Below are 15280 nucleotides of genomic sequence, written 5' to 3' on the forward strand. Positions count from 1 at the left end.
ACCATGTGCGACGGGATTCCCGCGCCGGCCGCGCTGTTCGCGGTGAACGGCGAAGACGACGTGCGCCTGCTCCGCCGGCTCGACGTCCGCGAGGGCGAGACCGGCGTTGGCGGTCGCATCGACACGACCATCGGCGTCGTGGTCGACGTCGAGACGACCGGTATCGGCGACGATGACGTCGTCATCGAGCTGGCGTTGCGCCGCTTCCGCGCGGACCGGGATGGGGTGATCGTCAAGATCGACCGGCCGTATAGCTGGCTGGAGGATCCGGGCCGTGAACTGCCCGCCGACATCGTCCGCCTGACTGGGCTGACCGATGAGGCCGTTGCCGGGCAGGTGATCGACGATGACGCGGCCGTGCGCCTGCTGAAGTCGGCGGAATTCATCTGCGCGCACAACGTGAAGTTCGACCGTCGGCACGTCGAGCGTCGTTTGCCGGAGGCGGCCGGGCTCGCCTGGGCCTGCTCCTGCTCGGACATCGACTGGCGGGCAGGCGGGCTGGACGGCCGCTCGCTCGGCTGGCTGCTGGCGCAGGTCGGCTTCTTTCACGGTGCCCACCGCGCCGGCGACGACGTCGATGCGGTGATCGCGCTCCTACAGCACCGCTTCCCCGACGGGGGCACCGCGTTGGCGGCGATGCTGGCGACAGCGCGGGCGCCGAGCTGGAGGTTCAGCGCGGTCGGTGCCGCTTTCGAACTCAAGGATCAGCTGCGCCTGCGCGGATACCGCTGGGATTCCGAGGGCGATCCTAAGTGCTGGTGGCGCGAGGTACCCGACACGCGCCGTACCGAGGAGGAATGGTGGCTCGCCGGCCATGTCTACTCGGTCGAGGCGCGCCCGAAGTCGCTCGGCCCCGTCGTCGAGCGGGTCACTTGGCACGAGCGGTACGCGCCCGCCACCCGCAGCGGTGACCGTTTCTAAACCTGACCTGAAGGAGAAGTTTGATGGCCAAGAATCCCAAGCCCACCAAGGCGCTCGTCCCGGTCGCCACCGCGGTGCAGTACCGCCCGCTGGCGGGCACAGACACCATGCCGGTCGAGGTGTACCGGGTGCCGGACCGGCACCCGTCGGGTGAAGGTCCCTGGAAGGCCGAGCCCGACAAGCTCACGTGGATCGATCCCGACACCGGGTTGCCGTGCATCATGCGCCGCGGAAATGATGGCGCGTTGTGCGGGTACGTCGGTGTGGGGCCCGACCACCCGCTCGCTGGGGTCGGCAGGGAGGCGCTCCCCCAAGACCCCCCGATCGTCGTGCACGGCGGCATCGACTATGCCTCGGCGTGCGAGGAGTACGAGCCGCAGCACATCTCCGTCTGCCACGTCAGGGTGACCCGCGCGGTCAATCCGCCGTTCGATTCGAGCACCATGGTCGCGCTGGCCAAGTTGCCCGACGATCTCTGGTGGTTCGGTTTCTCGTGCGACAAGCCCTACGACCTCGTCCCGCGGGATCGCCACCACATCCGCCCGCTCGGCCTTGAGAACGGCCGCGTCTACAGGGACGAGCGCTACGTCGTGCGCGAGACCACCAACCTGGCCGCGCAGCTGCACGCGGTCGCCGAGGGGCTGCCGATGCCCGAGCTCAAGGGGGAGCGGCCGGCGGTCGGGCTCGCGTCCTTCGAACCGGGCGCCCGTCGGTGAGATACGAGGACATCCGCAACCCGGCGCTGCCGTGGGGCTACTGGCTCCACGCGTCCGGGGGGCCCCATGGCCCTCCGCTGGTCGACGAGCAGGGTCATCGCTGGGACACCGTGCGCGAGGCGTTCTGGGTCGGGCGGCTTGGTATGCCGGCATCCATCACGATGGAGGAGAACCTCGAGCGGCTGATGGCTTACCTCGCCGCCACCAGCCGGCGGGTCGTCCACGTCGATGAGAGCGCACACGATATCTTCGGCGGCGAACAGGACTTCGATCGTTTCTACCGGACCTGGGTGTTTGCCCAGGACTGACCGGCGGTCAGCCGCCGTTCGGGACCGGTATCAGCGCGGAAGGTCACGCGGCACTCGTCATGCTGGCCTCGACGCGTCCGTCGCAGGTCCGCGCCATGCCCGTTGGAGCCGATGCTATCGCGGCACTCGCTCCGCCGAAGGGCTCCGATGCCGAAATCGAGGCTTGGCTCGACCGGCTCGAGGTGCTGGCGGCGAAGCTGCCGTTCCGGTTCGAGCGGCGCGAGCTGTGGCGCAAGCCGACCGTGGCGCTGGTGGGTGACGGGCTCGGCGAGGTCGTGCCGTTGCGCCGTACGCTGTGGATGCAGTCGTTCACGGACATCCGGTCCAGGGATCGTTTCCACGTCTGGCTCGCGCACCGCCTCGACCGCTGGGAGGCGTGGGGCAGGATGGCGTTCGAGCGCGGCGGGCCGGTCCTGACCCAGTACTTCCTGGCGATGGTGAATATTGTACCCGACGATCCCGAGGGGGACGTCGCGCCCGGACGGGCGCGGCCGCTGCTGTGATTGGGCATGGCCGGACCGACCCGCCGACCCCGGCCGACCGGAACCGGCTGCGGAGGGCGCGCGTGCGGGCGCATGCCCGGGTGCACGCGATCGACGAGGCGCGGTCAGTCGCGCTGCGGGCGGCGTTTCGAGAAGAGATCGGGGACGTCGTTCGCTCAGCGTCGCCGTTCCTGATCTCGCTGCTCGCGATCGAGGAATTGTCCCTCGACGACGCGGCCATGTTCCTCGAGGCGCAGGCGGGCTGGCCGCGCCGTCCGCGCCTGGCGGGCAGAGGTTCACCGCGCCTTAAGTCGCACACGCTTGTCCTGCGCCACTATTTCGCAGGTCTGCTTGCGAGCGGGTCTTCGCTACCCCCGCTCCATTGCTACCGAATTGATTGCGCCGATCGCGGGTGGATGCGGATCGAGGTGGCTGACCACTCGCTCGAGGTCAGCGGAACGATCGGTTCGGTGCGTTTCCAGACGCGCTTCGGCGAACTCCGGCTCGAGCTGATCGACGAGATGCCGCTGACCTTGTTCATCGCTTGCGAGGGCCGTCCCGTCGAGGACGTGGTTGATCATGTCGCGCTGCGTGGGCGGGGCTGGCGGATCGACGAGGTTGTGGACGCCAATCTGCCCTTCATAGGACAGGTGCTGGTCGTAGTGACCGGATCAGTGGCGTACCGTCTTCCGTGGGCACGCTGAGCGAGTCGTCTGTGTCATTCGGCTATGCGAACCGTCAGCCGGTTTGCGCCTGATGGGTGTCGGCTTGTGGCTCACGTACGATCGCGGACCACGAAGACGGAACTCAGCGATCATGCATTTCGGCCGGCGCGCGTACCTATGCGATAGGAATTCGCCTTCTATCTCTCATAAATTGAACCGCCCTGTGACAACCCAGATGCCAAAATGACAATGCTAGGTTGTGACAGTGCGATGCAGTGCCTGGTGGGCCCATCGGGACTCGAACCCGAGACCTACAGATTAAAAGTCCGTTGCTCTACCAACTGAGCTATGGGCCCACTCCAGACCGCGCTTCGCCTAGGTCCGTGGCTTGCGGCGGTCAACCATATGCGCGAGCTGGCGCATCGTCCGGCCGGTCAGCGGATCGCGCCAGTCGGGCGCGATCTGCGCCAACGGGTGCAGTACGAAGCCCCGGGTGCGGAACGCGACGTGCGGAATGCCCAATCCGGGGCCGGACCAAATGCCGCCCGACCAACATATGATATCCAGATCGATCGGCCGCGCGCCCCAGCGCCGTCCGCGCCGCCGTCCGAACGCGCGCTCTATGGTCTTCAGCCGCGCCAATAGCGCCGGCGGCGTCTCGTGCGTCTCGACGATCGCGACCGCATTGGCGAAACGCCGGATCGACGGCCCGACCGGGGCGCTGTGCAGGACGGGCGAGACCGCAATGACGTCACCGATCCGGACAAGCGCCGCCGCGATCGCCGCTTCGGGGCTGCCCGCCCGGCTGTGCCGGTTCGCACCGAGCGCGATCGCATAGGTTGTCGTCGCCACGTCGTCCGCGTAGCGCAAGACCATGCACTTCGCACCATCCCCCATTCCCGCCAGCGAACCCCCGCGCGATTGCCCGCGCTGTCCGCGCCTAGTAGCATTCCGCGAGGCACTGCGCGTCGAATATCCCGACTGGTGGAACGCGCCCGTCAACGCGTTCGGCGACCCGCAGGCATGGCTCGCGATCGTCGGCCTTGCGCCCGGCAAGCACGGCGCGAACCGCACCGGGCGGCCGTTCACCGGCGATTATGCGGGGCAATTGCTGTTCGATACCCTCGGCACGTTCGGCCTGGCGCACGGCACCTATGCCGCGACGCCCGAGGACGATCTGGTGCTGGACGGCGCGATCATCATCAACGCGGTCAAATGCCTGCCGCCGCAGAACAAGCCGAGCCCTGAGGAAATCCGCGCCTGCCGCCCGTTTCTGGAAGGCCAGGCCGCGGTGCTGCCCAATGCCCGCGTGTTCGTGGCGCTCGGCCAGATCGCGCACCAGTCGGCGGTGAAAATATTGGGCGGGCGGCTGCCCAAGGCGAAGTTCGGGCATCTGGCGGAGCACCGGATGCCCGGCGGTCATGTGCTGATCGACAGCTATCACTGCTCGCGGTACAACACCAATACCGGCCGCCTGACCGCGGCGATGTTCGAGGCGGTCTTCGCGCGTGCGCTGGAAGTGCGGGCCGAATTGTTAGCACCGTAGCGACCCGTTTCATTCCTCCCCGCTAACAGAGGACTTTGGGCTACACCGTGACCTGTTCGCCCAGTTCCAGCACCTTGCCCGGCGGGATCTTCAGGAAGTCGGTCGGGTCGCTCGCGTTGCGCTGCAGGAACATGAAGATCCGGTCCTGCCACAGCGGCATGCCCTTGTCCGCGCCCGCCTTCAGCGTGTTGCGGCCGATGAAGAAGCTGGTCTTCATCGGATCGAGTTCGCGGTTGGCGCGCTTCGCGCCCAGCCCCAGGTCGCGGGGCACGTCGGGCGTCTCCATGAAGCCGTAGGTCAGCACGATCCGCGCGAAATTATCGTCGATCCGCTCGCCCTTCGACCGCTTTTCCGGATCGACGAAGGGCCGGTCGGCGGTGCGGATGCTGACGATCAGGTTGCGCTCGTGCAGTACCTTGTTGTGCTTCAGGTTGTGGAGCAGCGCGCCCGGCGCGGCTTCGGGATTGCCGGTCAGGAACACCGCCACGCCCTCCACCCGCTCGGGCGGCCGCTTGGCGAGCGCGGCGGCGAGATCGATCAGCGGGATGCTCTGCTGCCGCTCGAACGCGCCGACGATCGCCTTGCCGCGCACCCAGGTGTAGATCACCAGCCCGATCGCGGCGGCGACGACCAGCGGGACCCAGCCGCCCTCCACCACGCGCAGGATGTTCGCGCCGAAGAAGATGAGGTCGAGCGTGAGGAACGGCAGGATCACCGCGATCGCGAGGGGCCGTCCCCAGCTCCACCGGTGGCGCACGACGACATAGGCGAGGCACGTCGTCACCACCATCGTCCCCGTCACCGCGATCCCGTACGCCGCCGCCATCGCCGACGAGGTGCGGAACTCGACGACCAGCACCAGCACGCCGATCAGCAGCAGCCAGTTGATCGCGGGCAGGTAGATCTGCCCCGAACTCGCCGCGGAGGTGTTGCGGATGCGCAGGCGGGGCAGCAGGCCGAGCTGGATCGCCTGCTGCGTCAGCGAATACGCGCCGGTGATGACCGCCTGGCTGGCGATGATCGTCGCGAAGCCCGCCAGCACGATCAGGAACCCGCGCACGCTTTCGGGGGCCATCAGGAAGAACCAGCTCTGGTTGACGAACGCGACATGCGCGGCCGCGGCGCGTTCCAGCGCGGCGAGCGCGAAGGCGCCCTGGCCCAGATAGTTCAGTACCAGGCACGGCGCGACGAGGAAGAACCAGCCGATCCGGATCGGCTTGATCCCGAAATGCCCCATGTCCGCGGTCAGCGCCTCCGCGCCCGTCACGGTCAGGAACACCGCGCCCAGAACGAACAGCCCGGTGACGCCGTGCGTCAGCAACAGGTCGATGCCGTAGGTCGGGACGAGGACGCGGAAGATCGAGGGCTCGTCCGCGATGTGCCACAGCCCCAGCGCGCCGATCGTCAGGAACCACAGGATGCAGACCGGCCCGAACATCCGCGAGATGTCCGCGGTCCCGCGCGACTGGATCGCGAACAGCCCGACCAGGATGACGATCGTCACCGTCAGCACCGTGTTCTGATCGAAGAACGCCGCGGTCGACGGGATCGTCTGCATCCCCTCCACCGCGGACAGCACCGACAGCGCGGGGGTGATGATCGCATCGCCGTAGAACAGCGCCGCCCCCGCCGCGCCCAGCAGCAGCGCGGTGCGCGACCGCCAGCCGAGCGCCCGCCTGGCGAGCGCGGTCAGCGCCAGCACGCCGCCCTCCCCCTGATTGTCCGCGCGCATCAGGAACAGGACGTATTTGACGGTGACGACGAGGAACAGCGCCCACAAGGCGAGGCTCAGCACGCCCAGGATTTCCGACGGATCGATCCCGTCCCCCGCCGCCGGGGTCAGTGCGTCGCGGAACGCATAGAGCGGGCTGGTCCCGATATCGCCGAACACCACGCCGATCGCACCGATCGTGAGCGCCGCCATCGCCGGACGCGGATGGCCGTGGCCGTCGTCGGCGGGCGATGCCGGATCGGCGGCGTCGATGGCGCTGGCGGGCTGCATGTGCGTGACGGGGACCCAGTAGGAGACGGCGCGCTGTACGCGGATCGTCTGGCCAAGGCTAGCAGGGCTTGCGCCGGGAGTCCGCGGGCGGCATGGCGCGGATATGGTTCCCTTTTCGTTCGGCGGTCATTCGTTGCTGGCGCTGCCGCAGGGCGCCGTATTCTGGCCCGCGCGGCGCGCGATGCTCGTCGCCGACCTGCATTTCGAGAAGGCGAGCTGGTTCGCGCGCGGCGGCCAGATGCTGCCGCCCTACGACTCGATCGCGACGCTCGCCGACCTGACCGCGCTGGCCGCCGCATCGGGTGCACAAGAGGTCTGGTGCCTGGGCGACAGTTTCCACGACGTCGACGGGTGCGACCGGTTGCCGGTACGCGCGCGCGACATGCTGCTGGCGCTGACGGCGGGGACGCGCTGGACGTGGATCACCGGCAACCACGATCCCCACATGATCGACCGCTGCGGCGGCGCGGTGGCGGACGAGGCGGTAGTGGACGGGCTGGTGCTGCGCCACGAGGCCCGACCGGCGGAAACCCGCTGCGAGCTATCGGGGCATTATCATCCCAAGCTGCGCGTGCGGGTGCGCGGCAAGCAGGTCGCGCGGCGATGCTTCGTCGCGACCGATACCAAGCTGATCCTGCCCGCGTTCGGGGCGCTGGCCGGCGGGCTGGACATCGACCACCCCGAGATCGTCCGCGCGGTCGGGCGCCGGGCGGAGGCGCTGATCCCGGTGGCCGACCGGATGCTGCGCTTCCCGATCGCGGCTCAGGGCGTCGGCAGCGCCAGGGCCGGATAGGCCGCCTTGAATGCCGCGACCTTCGGCTTGTCCCACATCACGATGTACGGATAGGTCGGATTCTTGTCGTAGAAATGCTGGTGATATGCCTCGGCGGGATAGAATTTGCCGGTTTCGATCGCGGTCACGATCGGCCGGGGAAAGACATGGGCCGCACCGAGCTGCGCGATATAGACCCGGGTCACCTGCGCCTGGGCCGGGGTTTGCGCAAAGACCACGGAGCGGTAACTGCTGCCGCTGTCGGGACCCTGGCGATTGAGTTCGGTCGGATCCTGCGCGATGGAAAAATTGACGCGCAACAGCGTCGCGAAACTGACGACCCGCGGATCGTAGACGATCCGGATCGCCTCGGCATGGCGCGTCGTCTCGGTCGACACCTGGTCGTACGTCGCGGTGCCCGCCGCACCACCGGCATAACCGGCGGTGATCGACTTCACGCCCTTCACATGTTCGAACACCGCCTCCATTCCCCAGAAACATCCGCCGGCAAAGACGGCGATCTGCGATCCCGTTCCCGCGGGAACGTCGATCGTGGATTTCGGCAAGGGAACCGCATGCTCCGCCGCCTGTGTACCGGCGGAAAAGACAGCCACGCCAATAAGCGCAGCGGCGGCGAGGGCGGGGAGAGCAATTTTCATCATGCGCTCCAAATGGCGATGCCACCGATTGAATTCCAGTAATCTCTTGTGCGCCCGCGAAAACTTTACCGGTCGACTGGGGCAAGTCGTTACGATCGCGCATGCCGCCGGGACGCCCTATCGATACCGTGGCTGCGAGCGCACTCTACGAGCCGCCGGACGAAGGATTTGATATTTATTCATCAATTCGGATCTTTCGTTATTGACCAGCGGCAATCTGTTGCTAGATCGCGTCCAGCTCAAATGGAGACGATGATGAACGAAGATATGGCCGACACCAACGCGGTCGAACTGGCGACGGAGTTGACGATCGCGTGGCTCGGCAATCCCAATACCCGTATTTCGGCAGACGAAGTTCCTGCCTTTCTCGGCAAGATGCACGATACCGTGTCCGCGCTTCTTGGCGCGAGCGGTGTTGCTCCGGTTGCCGAACCCGCGGCCGAGTACACGCCCGCGGTTTCCGCGCGCAAGTCATTGGCATCAAAGGATCACATAATTTCGATGATCGATGGCAAGCCATACAAGACACTGCGCCGACACTTGTCGACGCATGGCATGACCCCGGGCGAATATCGCGAACGCTATGGCCTGAAGGCAGATTATCCGATGGTGGCCGAAACCTATTCGGAAAGCCGTCGCGCGATGGCGAAGAAGATCGGCCTTGGCCGCAAGCCTGGCCAGCGCAAGGGCGAGACCGCGCCCGCCGCCGCGAAGCGCAAGGCCAAGGCGGAAGAAAACGCCTGAACGATCGGTCCGCGGACGATGTCATGGCATCGTCCGCGGTTCACCGTCGCGGCGGATTACTGCCCAAATACACCCGGCCGATAGAGCAGCGTGATCGCCACGCGCCGGTTGCGCGGATCGGATGGGTCCTTCTCGACCATCGGCTCGCGATCCGCGACGCCCTCGATCCGTTCGAACCGCGTTTCGGGGATCCCGCCAAGCGCCAGTTGCCGCCGCGTCGCCTCGGCCCGGGCGGACGACAGCATCCAGTTGTTCATCGCCCGGGGATCGCCATACGGTACGCTGTCGGTGTGACCGCGGATCATGATCGGGTTCGCCATGCCCCGGATCGATCCGGCGATCAGCGAGATCAGCGACCCGGCCTTTGCGTCCAGCGCGGTCGTCCCCAACGGAAACATCGAATAATCGGCATCGTCGATCAGATCGATCCGCATGCCGTCGCGCGTCTGGACGAAATGGACGTGGTTCGCGAGCTTCGACAGGGTCGCGGAGCCGCTGATCTGTTCGAGGACGTGGCGGCGCATCGCCTCGAAATTCTTGCGGTCCTCCGCCGCCATCGCTTCGCGGCCCTTGCCTTTGTCCGCGGCGCGGTTGCCCGTTTCCGTGCCGCCGCTATTGGCGACGGGCGCGGCGATGGTCTGGAAGGATGATTTGGACGTGTGCGGCCCGACCTTGCTCTGCGACAGCAGCGAATCGCCGCCCGACGGACCGGCACCGCCGATACCGAGCGTGCGCGTATCGATCAGCGTCGGCGCGAAATAATCGGCGATACCCTTGCGCTGCTTCTCGGTCGTCGCGCCGAGAATCCACAGCAACAGGAAGAACGCCATCATCGCGGTCACGAAATCGGCATAGGCGACCTTCCACGCACCGCCATGATGGCCGCCATGGCCTTCGATATAGATTTTCTTGACGATGATCTTGGGCGGCTGGTTCGTCCCATGCGGTGCGCGCGCGGCCATGCCCTACCTGCCCCGCAAGCCGTCGAACACTTCGGCGAAGCCCGGCTGGTTCTTGTGCGCGATCCCCGCACGGGCGGCCTCGATCACCAGCGGTTGCGGATGGCCGTGGAGCGAGGCGATGATGATCTGCTTCACCACGCCGTAGATCGCGGCGTCGGCATCCAGTACCTGGCGCAACCGGTTCGCGAGCGGCGCGACCATGCCGTACGCCAGCAGCACGCCCATGAACGTACCGACCAGCGCCGAGCCGATCATCGCGCCGAGGATCGTGGGCGGCTTGTCGATCGATCCCATCGTCTTCACGACGCCGAGCACGGCCGCGACGATGCCGAGCGCCGGCAGCGCGTCGGCCAGGCTCGTCAGCGTGCCGTGCGGACTTTCCTGCTCGTGATGATGCGTCTTGATCGAATGATCCATGACCTCCTCGACCGCGTGCACGTCGAGCGTGCCCGACGACACGACGACGAGTCGCAGCGTGTCCGCGATCAGATTGACCAGCGCATGGTCCTTCAGGAGCTTGGGATATTCTGCGAAGACGGCGGAGGAGGACGGGTCCTCGACATGCGGTTCCAGCGCGATCGGGCCGTCGGTGCGCAGCATCTTCATCAGTTTCGACACCAGGAAGATGACGTCGAGAAAATCCTGCTTCTTGTATTTCGGGCCCTTGAACACCTTGCCGAGCCCGCCGCCCAGGCCTTTGAGTTCCTTGCCCGAGTTGCCGATGATGAGCGCGCCCGCAGCAGCGCCACCGATGATGAGCATCTCGTGCGGGATCGCTTCGAGGACGGGGCCGAGCGCACCGCCGGTGAAGGCGAAGCCGCCGAACACCATACCGAGCAGGACGACGATGCCGATGATCGGAAACATGGGTGTCGTTTATCCCCGGATAGACCGGACGATCCGGCGTTCGCGCCATCGTTAACCGGATTTGGTAGCCAAGCAGTTACCGAGACGGGCGGTCACTGCGGTTATTCGGAGCGTCGCCGCTACTTGAGATAATCGAACAGCGACAGCGACGAGAGCTTGGTGAAGCTCGCCTGGGTCGCGGACAGGATCGTCATCGTCTTCGACAATTCCGCAAGCGCCGCGGTGGTGTCGGTATCCTCCAGCCCGGAACGCAACGTCTCGCGGTCGTTGGCGGTCGTCGTCAGCGTCGATTGCAGTATATCCACGCGGGCACCGCGCGCGCCGACCGATGCCTGCACGTCGGATACCTGCGTGCCCGCACTGGTCAGGTCGGTGATCGCCTGACCCATCTCGCCGTCGGTCGCGGTGCCCGCCTGGAGCGAGGCGGCGAGCGTCGACAGGACGCCGAGCGTATCCTTGCCGCCGAAGGTCAGAACGCGCGCGGCGGTGTCGCCGGTCTGCACGGTCTGGCCTTCGCCGACGGGAATCGGCGAACCGGTCGTCGTCGCATAGGTATAGCTGCCGTCCGCGTTCTTCGTGATCGCGGCACCGCCGTTCGCATCGCCGAAGATCGGCTGGCCGCGCGCATCCTTGCCGTTGGCGAGCGCGGCGATGCTGTCGGCGATCCCCGCCAGCTGCTGGCCGATGATCTTGCGACTGTCCGCGGTCTGCGTGCCGTTGCGCGCCTGCAGGACCAGCGAAGACGCCTGCTGCAGCTGCGTGTTGATCGCGCCGAGCGTCGTGTCCGTCTGCGTCAGCAGCGAACCGGCGAGCGTCAGATTGCCTTTGTACGCGGTGTCGTTCGCGGTGTCGGTCGCGATCCCGCGCAGCGTCTGATACGCCACCGCATCGTCCGACGCGGACGTCAGCTTCTTGCCGGTCGCGACTTGGGTGTTGAGCGTGTCCGCGTGCGATTGCAACGCCTGCATCGCGGCGGCGTTGCGATCGTAGAAGAGGCTTGTCGCGACCTGCATCATCAGTTGATCGCGATGATCGACTGGAAGGTATCGCGCGCGACCTGGATCACCCGGCTGGCCGCGGAATAGGCCTGCTGGAACCGGAGCAGATCGACCGCTTCGGTATCGAGATCGACGCTGGATACCGCGTCGCGTGCGGATACCGCGCCGTCGTGGATCGCCGTCTGCGCGGTCGCGACGCTCTGGCGCTGCGCCAATGCGGCGGCGTTGCCGGCGACGAGCGTGGTGGTCCGGGTCTCGACCGCGCTGCTCGTGCGTACGGCCTGCAATGCGTCGAGGTTCGATCCGTCGCGCGTCCCGCCGCCGACGCTGGCGGCGGCGATGCCGTTCGGGTCGTTCAGCGCGACGGTGACGTCGGCCGGCGTGGTACCGGTCGCGAAGATCGCGGCACCGGGCTGGCCGTTCAGATCGCGACCCTGCGCCTGGACGGTGTTGACCTGGGTGGTGAAATCGGTCGCGATGCCGTTCAGGCCGATCGTCGCATCCGCCACTTTCTGCGCGCCGTCGACGATCCCCGCCAGCGCGCCGCCGTTTGGCGACAAGGTGCTGACCGAGCCGTTCATGTCGACGTTGAAGCCGACCGCCCCCCCGGCATTACGCGAATAGGCGACGCTCGCCGAATCCGATCCGGACACCAGGACCGGGCCGCCGGTGCCGCCGGTGCCGCCGACATTGACCGTCGCGCGACCCGCCTGGTCGGTGGTGACGGATATGTCGGTGATCGCGCTCATCTGGTCCAGCACCGAGTCGCGCTGGTCCGACAGCCCGGCAGCCGCGGTCGTGTTCGGCGCGGTACGGCTCAGACCGTCGTTGATCTTGGCAAGGGTCTGGCCGAGATTGGTCAGCGTCGACACCGCACCCTGCGCGGTCGAATCCAGGTCGTCGCCGACCGATTGCAGCGCCCCGCCCGTCGCGGTCAGCGATGCCGCGGCGGTGGTCGCCCTGCCGAGCATCGTGGAGCGCGAGGCGCTGGAGGTCGGATCGGCGGCAAGCGTCGTCGCGGATGCGTAGAAGGCGGTCAGCTGGTCGCCGAGCGAGTTGCCCGTCAGCGCGGTCTGGATACGGTCGAGCCAGGTCGCACCGGTCTGCGTCTTCGCCAGATCGGCGGCCGAACTGCGCACCGCCTGCGTCTTGTAGACGTCGCCTGCGCGGGCGATGCCCGTTGCGACGACGCCCTGTCCGGCGGTCGTGTTGCGCGACGCGATACCGCCGCCCGTGGTCAGGACCTCGGCCAGCGTCGTCGAACGGCGCGAATAGCCGGCCACGCCGGTATTGGCGATGTTCTCCGATACCGTCGCCATCGCGTTCTGATACGCGTAGACGCCGCTCGCGCCGATCGAAAGCATATCGCTCATGGCGATGCTTTTGCCGCAGGCGGGTTAAGATCGGATTGCGATCTGGCCATGAAGTCGGTCATCGCCTTGCCGATGCCGATCGGCGCGTGTTCCGCCATCGTCTGCGCCAGCCGTGCGTCCTGCATCTCGCTGAAGGTATCGATCGCCTTCGAATCGAACAGCGGATCGGCGAGCTTCGCCTGACGCATCGATTTCAGCATCATGCCGTCGAACACCGCCTCGAACTTCTGTCCCGCCTTCTTCAGGTTTTCGGGCGACGTCAGGCGGCTGCCGTCCGTCGAGATGCCGCCCGTCACGGGCGTCGTCGGCGCGGCGAGACCGGTCAAGGGGGCGGTGAGCGCGGTCACAGGACGATCAGCTCGGCCTTCAGCGCGCCAGCTTCCTTCAACGCCTCCAGGATCGCGACGAGATCCGCCGGCGAGGCACCGATCGCGTTCACCGCTTTCACGATGTCGGCAAGCTTGGGGCCGGGGGCCAGCAGGAACATCGGGCGCTTCTCCTCGTCGACCGCGATCCCCGATTTCTGGGTGACCGTGGTCTGTCCGCTGCTGAACGCGCCCGGCTGGCTGACGCGCTGGTTCTCGTCGATGCGAACGGTCAGCTTGCCGTGCGTCACCGCGGCAGGACCGACCCTGACCGCAGAATTTATAACGACCGTACCCGTGCGGGCATTTACGATTACTTTTGCCGGCGGTTCGGCGGAGACGACATCCAGGTTCTCGATCTGGCTCATCAACGTCGCGCGGGTGTCCGCACCGACCGGCGCACGAACCGCGATCGAGACCGCATCCAGCGCCTCGGCCGAGCCCATTCCCATCCGCTTGTTGATCGCCCCCGCGACGTTCTGTGCGGTCGTGAAGTCGGCGCGCGCCAGGTTGAAGGTCAGTGTCGGCGCGGTGTCGAACCCGGTCGCGACCGCGCGTTCCACGGTTGCGCCTTCCGGGATGCGACCTGTCGACGGTACGTTGATGACGATCTTCGACCCGTCCGCGCCCTCGACGCCGAGACCGCCGACCGCGAGATTGCCTTGCGCCATCGCATAGATCTGGCCGTCCGCGCCGAGCATCGGCATCAGGATCAGGCTGCCGCCGCGAAGCGACTTGGCCTTGCCCATCGACGCGACGGTGATGTCGAGCCGCTGGCCGGGCTTCGCGAATGGCGGCAGGTCGGCGGTCACCAGCACGACAGCCGCGTTCTTCATCCCCGGATTGACCGTGGAGGGCAGCTGCAACCCGAAACGCGACGCGACCGCCTTCAGCGATTGGACGGTATATTCCAGATTGTCGTCACCCGTGCCCGCGAGCCCGACGACGATGCCGTATCCGGTCAACTGGTTCGATCGGATGCCCTGGAACCCGCCCAGATCCTTGATCCGGTCGGCGGAGGCGGGATTGGCCACGGCGACCAGCGCGAGGAATGCGGCGGTCTCCCACCCCGTTCGCTTCGAGCGAAGGCGAGAAGCCGCAACCATTATCCCGAGAAGGTTTCTCGACCGCGCTCGAAACGAACGGAAAATAAGAGGCATGGGGCGTCCCATCAGAACGGCGAAAGGATCGAGAAGAAGTGGCTGAGCCAGCCCTGTCGCGAGGCGCGGGCGACGTCGCCCTTGCCGGTATAGGCGATCTGCGCATCGGCGACGCGCGTCGACAGCACGCGGTTGTCCGCATCGATATCGGCGGAGCGGACGATGCCTTTGATCTGGACGAACTCGTCGCCACGGTTGAGCGTCACGCGCTTCTGCCCGCGCACCAGCATCGTGCCGTTCGCATAGACCTCGGCGACGGTCACCGAAACCTGGCCGGTCAGCGAATTCGCCTGGTCCGCGGTCCCCGTACCCTTGAAGTTGCGCCCGCCGCTCGCCGCGGCGTCGGTACCCTTGAACAGCGACAGCGCGCCGGTGGTCGGTGGCGTCAGGCTGATGCCGCCCGTCGAGTCCACGCTGGAGTCGGAGGATTTGGACGCCGCCGTCGCCTCCACCAGCACGATCGTCAGCGGATCGCCGACGCGCTTGGCGCGCGATCCCTCGTACAGCGCGGCATAGCCGCCGGCGACCTGGAAGATCGCGCCGTTCGGTGCGACCGGCGCAGCGACGACGGCCGGCGCCCTGGCGACGGAGAAATCCTCCGCCGGTTTCTTCTTGAAGACCTTGGCCTCGGCATGGCCGGGCACGAGCGCGGCCGCGACCAGCGCCGCGGTCGCGAGGCCGAGCGCGATTTCGATCCAGTGACCGCCGAAGCGGAACGGGGTGGGAGCACGCGATGCCAT

The 15280-nt window shown here is 66.9% G+C and carries 18 protein-coding genes and 1 tRNA gene; 8 read left to right on the forward strand and 11 right to left on the reverse strand.

Annotation, left to right across the window (positions count from 1 at the left end; all coding sequences use genetic code 11):
- The first annotated feature begins 3 nt into the window (after nt 1–3).
- From ACFE7D_RS00675 to ACFE7D_RS00695, 5 genes are all read left to right on the forward strand, one after another.
- The gene (locus tag ACFE7D_RS00675; protein ID WP_375393504.1) at nt 4–921 is read left to right on the forward strand and encodes a 3'-5' exonuclease; all 918 of its coding nucleotides are present in this window, start codon (nt 4–6) and stop codon (nt 919–921) included.
- Nucleotides 922–944: 23 nt separating this feature from the next.
- Nucleotides 945–1637, forward strand: coding sequence for a hypothetical protein (locus ACFE7D_RS00680; RefSeq protein WP_375393505.1), 693 nt, complete (start codon nt 945–947; stop codon nt 1635–1637).
- Nucleotides 1634–1945 (forward strand): hypothetical protein, encoded by a 312-nt coding sequence (locus ACFE7D_RS00685; protein ID WP_375393506.1) that lies wholly within the window; start codon nt 1634–1636, stop codon nt 1943–1945. The genes ACFE7D_RS00680 and ACFE7D_RS00685 overlap by 4 nt, the downstream gene beginning before the upstream one ends.
- Before the next feature lie 95 nt (nt 1946–2040).
- Nucleotides 2041–2448, forward strand: coding sequence for a hypothetical protein (locus ACFE7D_RS00690; RefSeq protein ID WP_375393507.1), 408 nt, complete (start codon nt 2041–2043; stop codon nt 2446–2448).
- A gap of 62 nt (nt 2449–2510) precedes the next feature.
- The gene (locus tag ACFE7D_RS00695) at nt 2511–3131 is read left to right on the forward strand and encodes a hypothetical protein (RefSeq protein ID WP_375393508.1); all 621 of its coding nucleotides are present in this window, start codon (nt 2511–2513) and stop codon (nt 3129–3131) included.
- A gap of 241 nt (nt 3132–3372) precedes the next feature.
- Here the strand turns inward: ACFE7D_RS00695 and ACFE7D_RS00700 are convergent.
- A tRNA-Lys gene (locus ACFE7D_RS00700) sits at nt 3373–3448 on the reverse strand.
- A 19-nt stretch (nt 3449–3467) separates the two neighbouring features.
- Nucleotides 3468–3968: a 2-amino-4-hydroxy-6-hydroxymethyldihydropteridine diphosphokinase gene (folK, locus tag ACFE7D_RS00705; protein ID WP_375393509.1), complete on the reverse strand. Its 501-nt coding sequence runs from the start codon at nt 3966–3968 to the stop codon at nt 3468–3470.
- Between folK and ACFE7D_RS00710 the strand changes: the two genes are divergently transcribed.
- Entirely contained in the window at nt 3967–4638 is a 672-nt protein-coding gene (locus ACFE7D_RS00710) for a uracil-DNA glycosylase (protein WP_375393510.1), read from the forward strand. The two genes, folK and ACFE7D_RS00710, sit on opposite strands and share 2 nt — an antisense overlap.
- Nucleotides 4639–4678: 40 nt before the next feature.
- Here ACFE7D_RS00710 and ACFE7D_RS00715 read toward each other — a convergent pair whose 3' ends face one another.
- On the reverse strand, nt 4679–6640 hold the full coding sequence (locus tag ACFE7D_RS00715; protein WP_375393511.1) for a potassium transporter Kup: 1962 nt from the start codon (nt 6638–6640) through the stop codon (nt 4679–4681).
- A 103-nt stretch (nt 6641–6743) separates the two neighbouring features.
- On the opposite strand from ACFE7D_RS00715, the gene pdeM reads away from it, so the two are divergent.
- The gene (gene pdeM / locus ACFE7D_RS00720) at nt 6744–7433 is read left to right on the forward strand and encodes a ligase-associated DNA damage response endonuclease PdeM (RefSeq protein ID WP_375393512.1); all 690 of its coding nucleotides are present in this window, start codon (nt 6744–6746) and stop codon (nt 7431–7433) included.
- On the opposite strand, the gene msrA is transcribed toward pdeM, so the two are convergent.
- On the reverse strand, nt 7403–8074 hold the full coding sequence (msrA, locus tag ACFE7D_RS00725) for a peptide-methionine (S)-S-oxide reductase MsrA (RefSeq protein ID WP_375393513.1): 672 nt from the start codon (nt 8072–8074) through the stop codon (nt 7403–7405). The two genes, pdeM and msrA, sit on opposite strands and share 31 nt — an antisense overlap.
- A 249-nt stretch (nt 8075–8323) precedes the next feature.
- On the opposite strand from msrA, the gene ACFE7D_RS00730 reads away from it, so the two are divergent.
- The gene (locus ACFE7D_RS00730; RefSeq protein WP_375393559.1) at nt 8324–8815 is read left to right on the forward strand and encodes a MucR family transcriptional regulator; all 492 of its coding nucleotides are present in this window, start codon (nt 8324–8326) and stop codon (nt 8813–8815) included.
- A 56-nt stretch (nt 8816–8871) separates the two neighbouring features.
- Here ACFE7D_RS00730 and ACFE7D_RS00735 read toward each other — a convergent pair whose 3' ends face one another.
- From ACFE7D_RS00735 to ACFE7D_RS00765, 7 genes are all read right to left on the reverse strand, one after another.
- Nucleotides 8872–9777: a flagellar motor protein MotB gene (locus ACFE7D_RS00735; protein WP_375393514.1), complete on the reverse strand. Its 906-nt coding sequence runs from the start codon at nt 9775–9777 to the stop codon at nt 8872–8874.
- Nucleotides 9778–9780: 3 nt separating this feature from the next.
- Entirely contained in the window at nt 9781–10644 is an 864-nt protein-coding gene (gene motA / locus ACFE7D_RS00740; RefSeq protein WP_375393515.1) for a flagellar motor stator protein MotA, read from the reverse strand.
- Nucleotides 10645–10763: 119 nt separating this feature from the next.
- Nucleotides 10764–11660, reverse strand: a complete 897-nt coding sequence (locus ACFE7D_RS00745) for a flagellin (protein ID WP_375393516.1) — start codon at nt 11658–11660, stop codon at nt 10764–10766.
- Nucleotides 11660–13015 carry a flagellar hook-associated protein FlgK gene (flgK, locus tag ACFE7D_RS00750; protein WP_375393517.1) on the reverse strand — a complete coding sequence of 452 codons (1356 nt, stop codon included), beginning with the start codon at nt 13013–13015 and terminating at the stop codon, nt 11660–11662. The genes ACFE7D_RS00745 and flgK overlap by 1 nt, the downstream gene beginning before the upstream one ends.
- Nucleotides 13012–13362: a rod-binding protein gene (locus tag ACFE7D_RS00755; RefSeq protein ID WP_375393518.1), complete on the reverse strand. Its 351-nt coding sequence runs from the start codon at nt 13360–13362 to the stop codon at nt 13012–13014. Before ACFE7D_RS00755 ends, flgK begins: the two co-directional genes overlap by 4 nt.
- Nucleotides 13359–14486: a flagellar basal body P-ring protein FlgI gene (locus tag ACFE7D_RS00760; RefSeq protein ID WP_375393519.1), complete on the reverse strand. Its 1128-nt coding sequence runs from the start codon at nt 14484–14486 to the stop codon at nt 13359–13361. The genes ACFE7D_RS00755 and ACFE7D_RS00760 overlap by 4 nt, the downstream gene beginning before the upstream one ends.
- Nucleotides 14487–14551: 65 nt before the next feature.
- Nucleotides 14552–15280, reverse strand: a complete 729-nt coding sequence (locus ACFE7D_RS00765) for a flagellar basal body L-ring protein FlgH (protein ID WP_375393520.1) — start codon at nt 15278–15280, stop codon at nt 14552–14554.

The organism is uncultured Sphingomonas sp., assembly GCF_964244235.1.
Classification (GTDB): Bacteria; Pseudomonadota; Alphaproteobacteria; order Sphingomonadales; family Sphingomonadaceae; genus Sphingomonas.

Bases quoted from the DNA above. Each gene is read 5' to 3' on its own strand.
- folK (WP_375393509.1), bottom strand. From the start codon at position 3,968: ATGGTCTTGCGCTACGCGGACGACGTGGCGACGACAACCTATGCGATC.
- ACFE7D_RS00735 (WP_375393514.1), bottom strand. From the start codon at position 9,777: ATGGCCGCGCGCGCACCGCATGGGACGAACCAGCCGCCCAAGATCATC.
- ACFE7D_RS00730 (WP_375393559.1), top strand. From the start codon at position 8,324: ATGATGAACGAAGATATGGCCGACACCAACGCGGTCGAACTGGCGACG.
- ACFE7D_RS00690 (WP_375393507.1), top strand. From the start codon at position 2,041: ATGCCCGTTGGAGCCGATGCTATCGCGGCACTCGCTCCGCCGAAGGGC.
- ACFE7D_RS00760 (WP_375393519.1), bottom strand. From the start codon at position 14,486: ATGGTTGCGGCTTCTCGCCTTCGCTCGAAGCGAACGGGGTGGGAGACC.
- ACFE7D_RS00675 (WP_375393504.1), top strand. From the start codon at position 4: ATGTGCGACGGGATTCCCGCGCCGGCCGCGCTGTTCGCGGTGAACGGC.
- msrA (WP_375393513.1), bottom strand. From the start codon at position 8,074: ATGATGAAAATTGCTCTCCCCGCCCTCGCCGCCGCTGCGCTTATTGGC.
- ACFE7D_RS00680 (WP_375393505.1), top strand. From the start codon at position 945: ATGGCCAAGAATCCCAAGCCCACCAAGGCGCTCGTCCCGGTCGCCACC.
- ACFE7D_RS00745 (WP_375393516.1), bottom strand. From the start codon at position 11,660: ATGATGCAGGTCGCGACAAGCCTCTTCTACGATCGCAACGCCGCCGCG.
- motA (WP_375393515.1), bottom strand. From the start codon at position 10,644: ATGTTTCCGATCATCGGCATCGTCGTCCTGCTCGGTATGGTGTTCGGC.
- pdeM (WP_375393512.1), top strand. From the start codon at position 6,744: ATGGTTCCCTTTTCGTTCGGCGGTCATTCGTTGCTGGCGCTGCCGCAG.
- ACFE7D_RS00765 (WP_375393520.1), bottom strand. From the start codon at position 15,280: ATGGCATCGCGTGCTCCCACCCCGTTCCGCTTCGGCGGTCACTGGATC.
- ACFE7D_RS00710 (WP_375393510.1), top strand. From the start codon at position 3,967: ATGCACTTCGCACCATCCCCCATTCCCGCCAGCGAACCCCCGCGCGAT.
- ACFE7D_RS00715 (WP_375393511.1), bottom strand. From the start codon at position 6,640: ATGCAGCCCGCCAGCGCCATCGACGCCGCCGATCCGGCATCGCCCGCC.
- flgK (WP_375393517.1), bottom strand. From the start codon at position 13,015: ATGAGCGATATGCTTTCGATCGGCGCGAGCGGCGTCTACGCGTATCAG.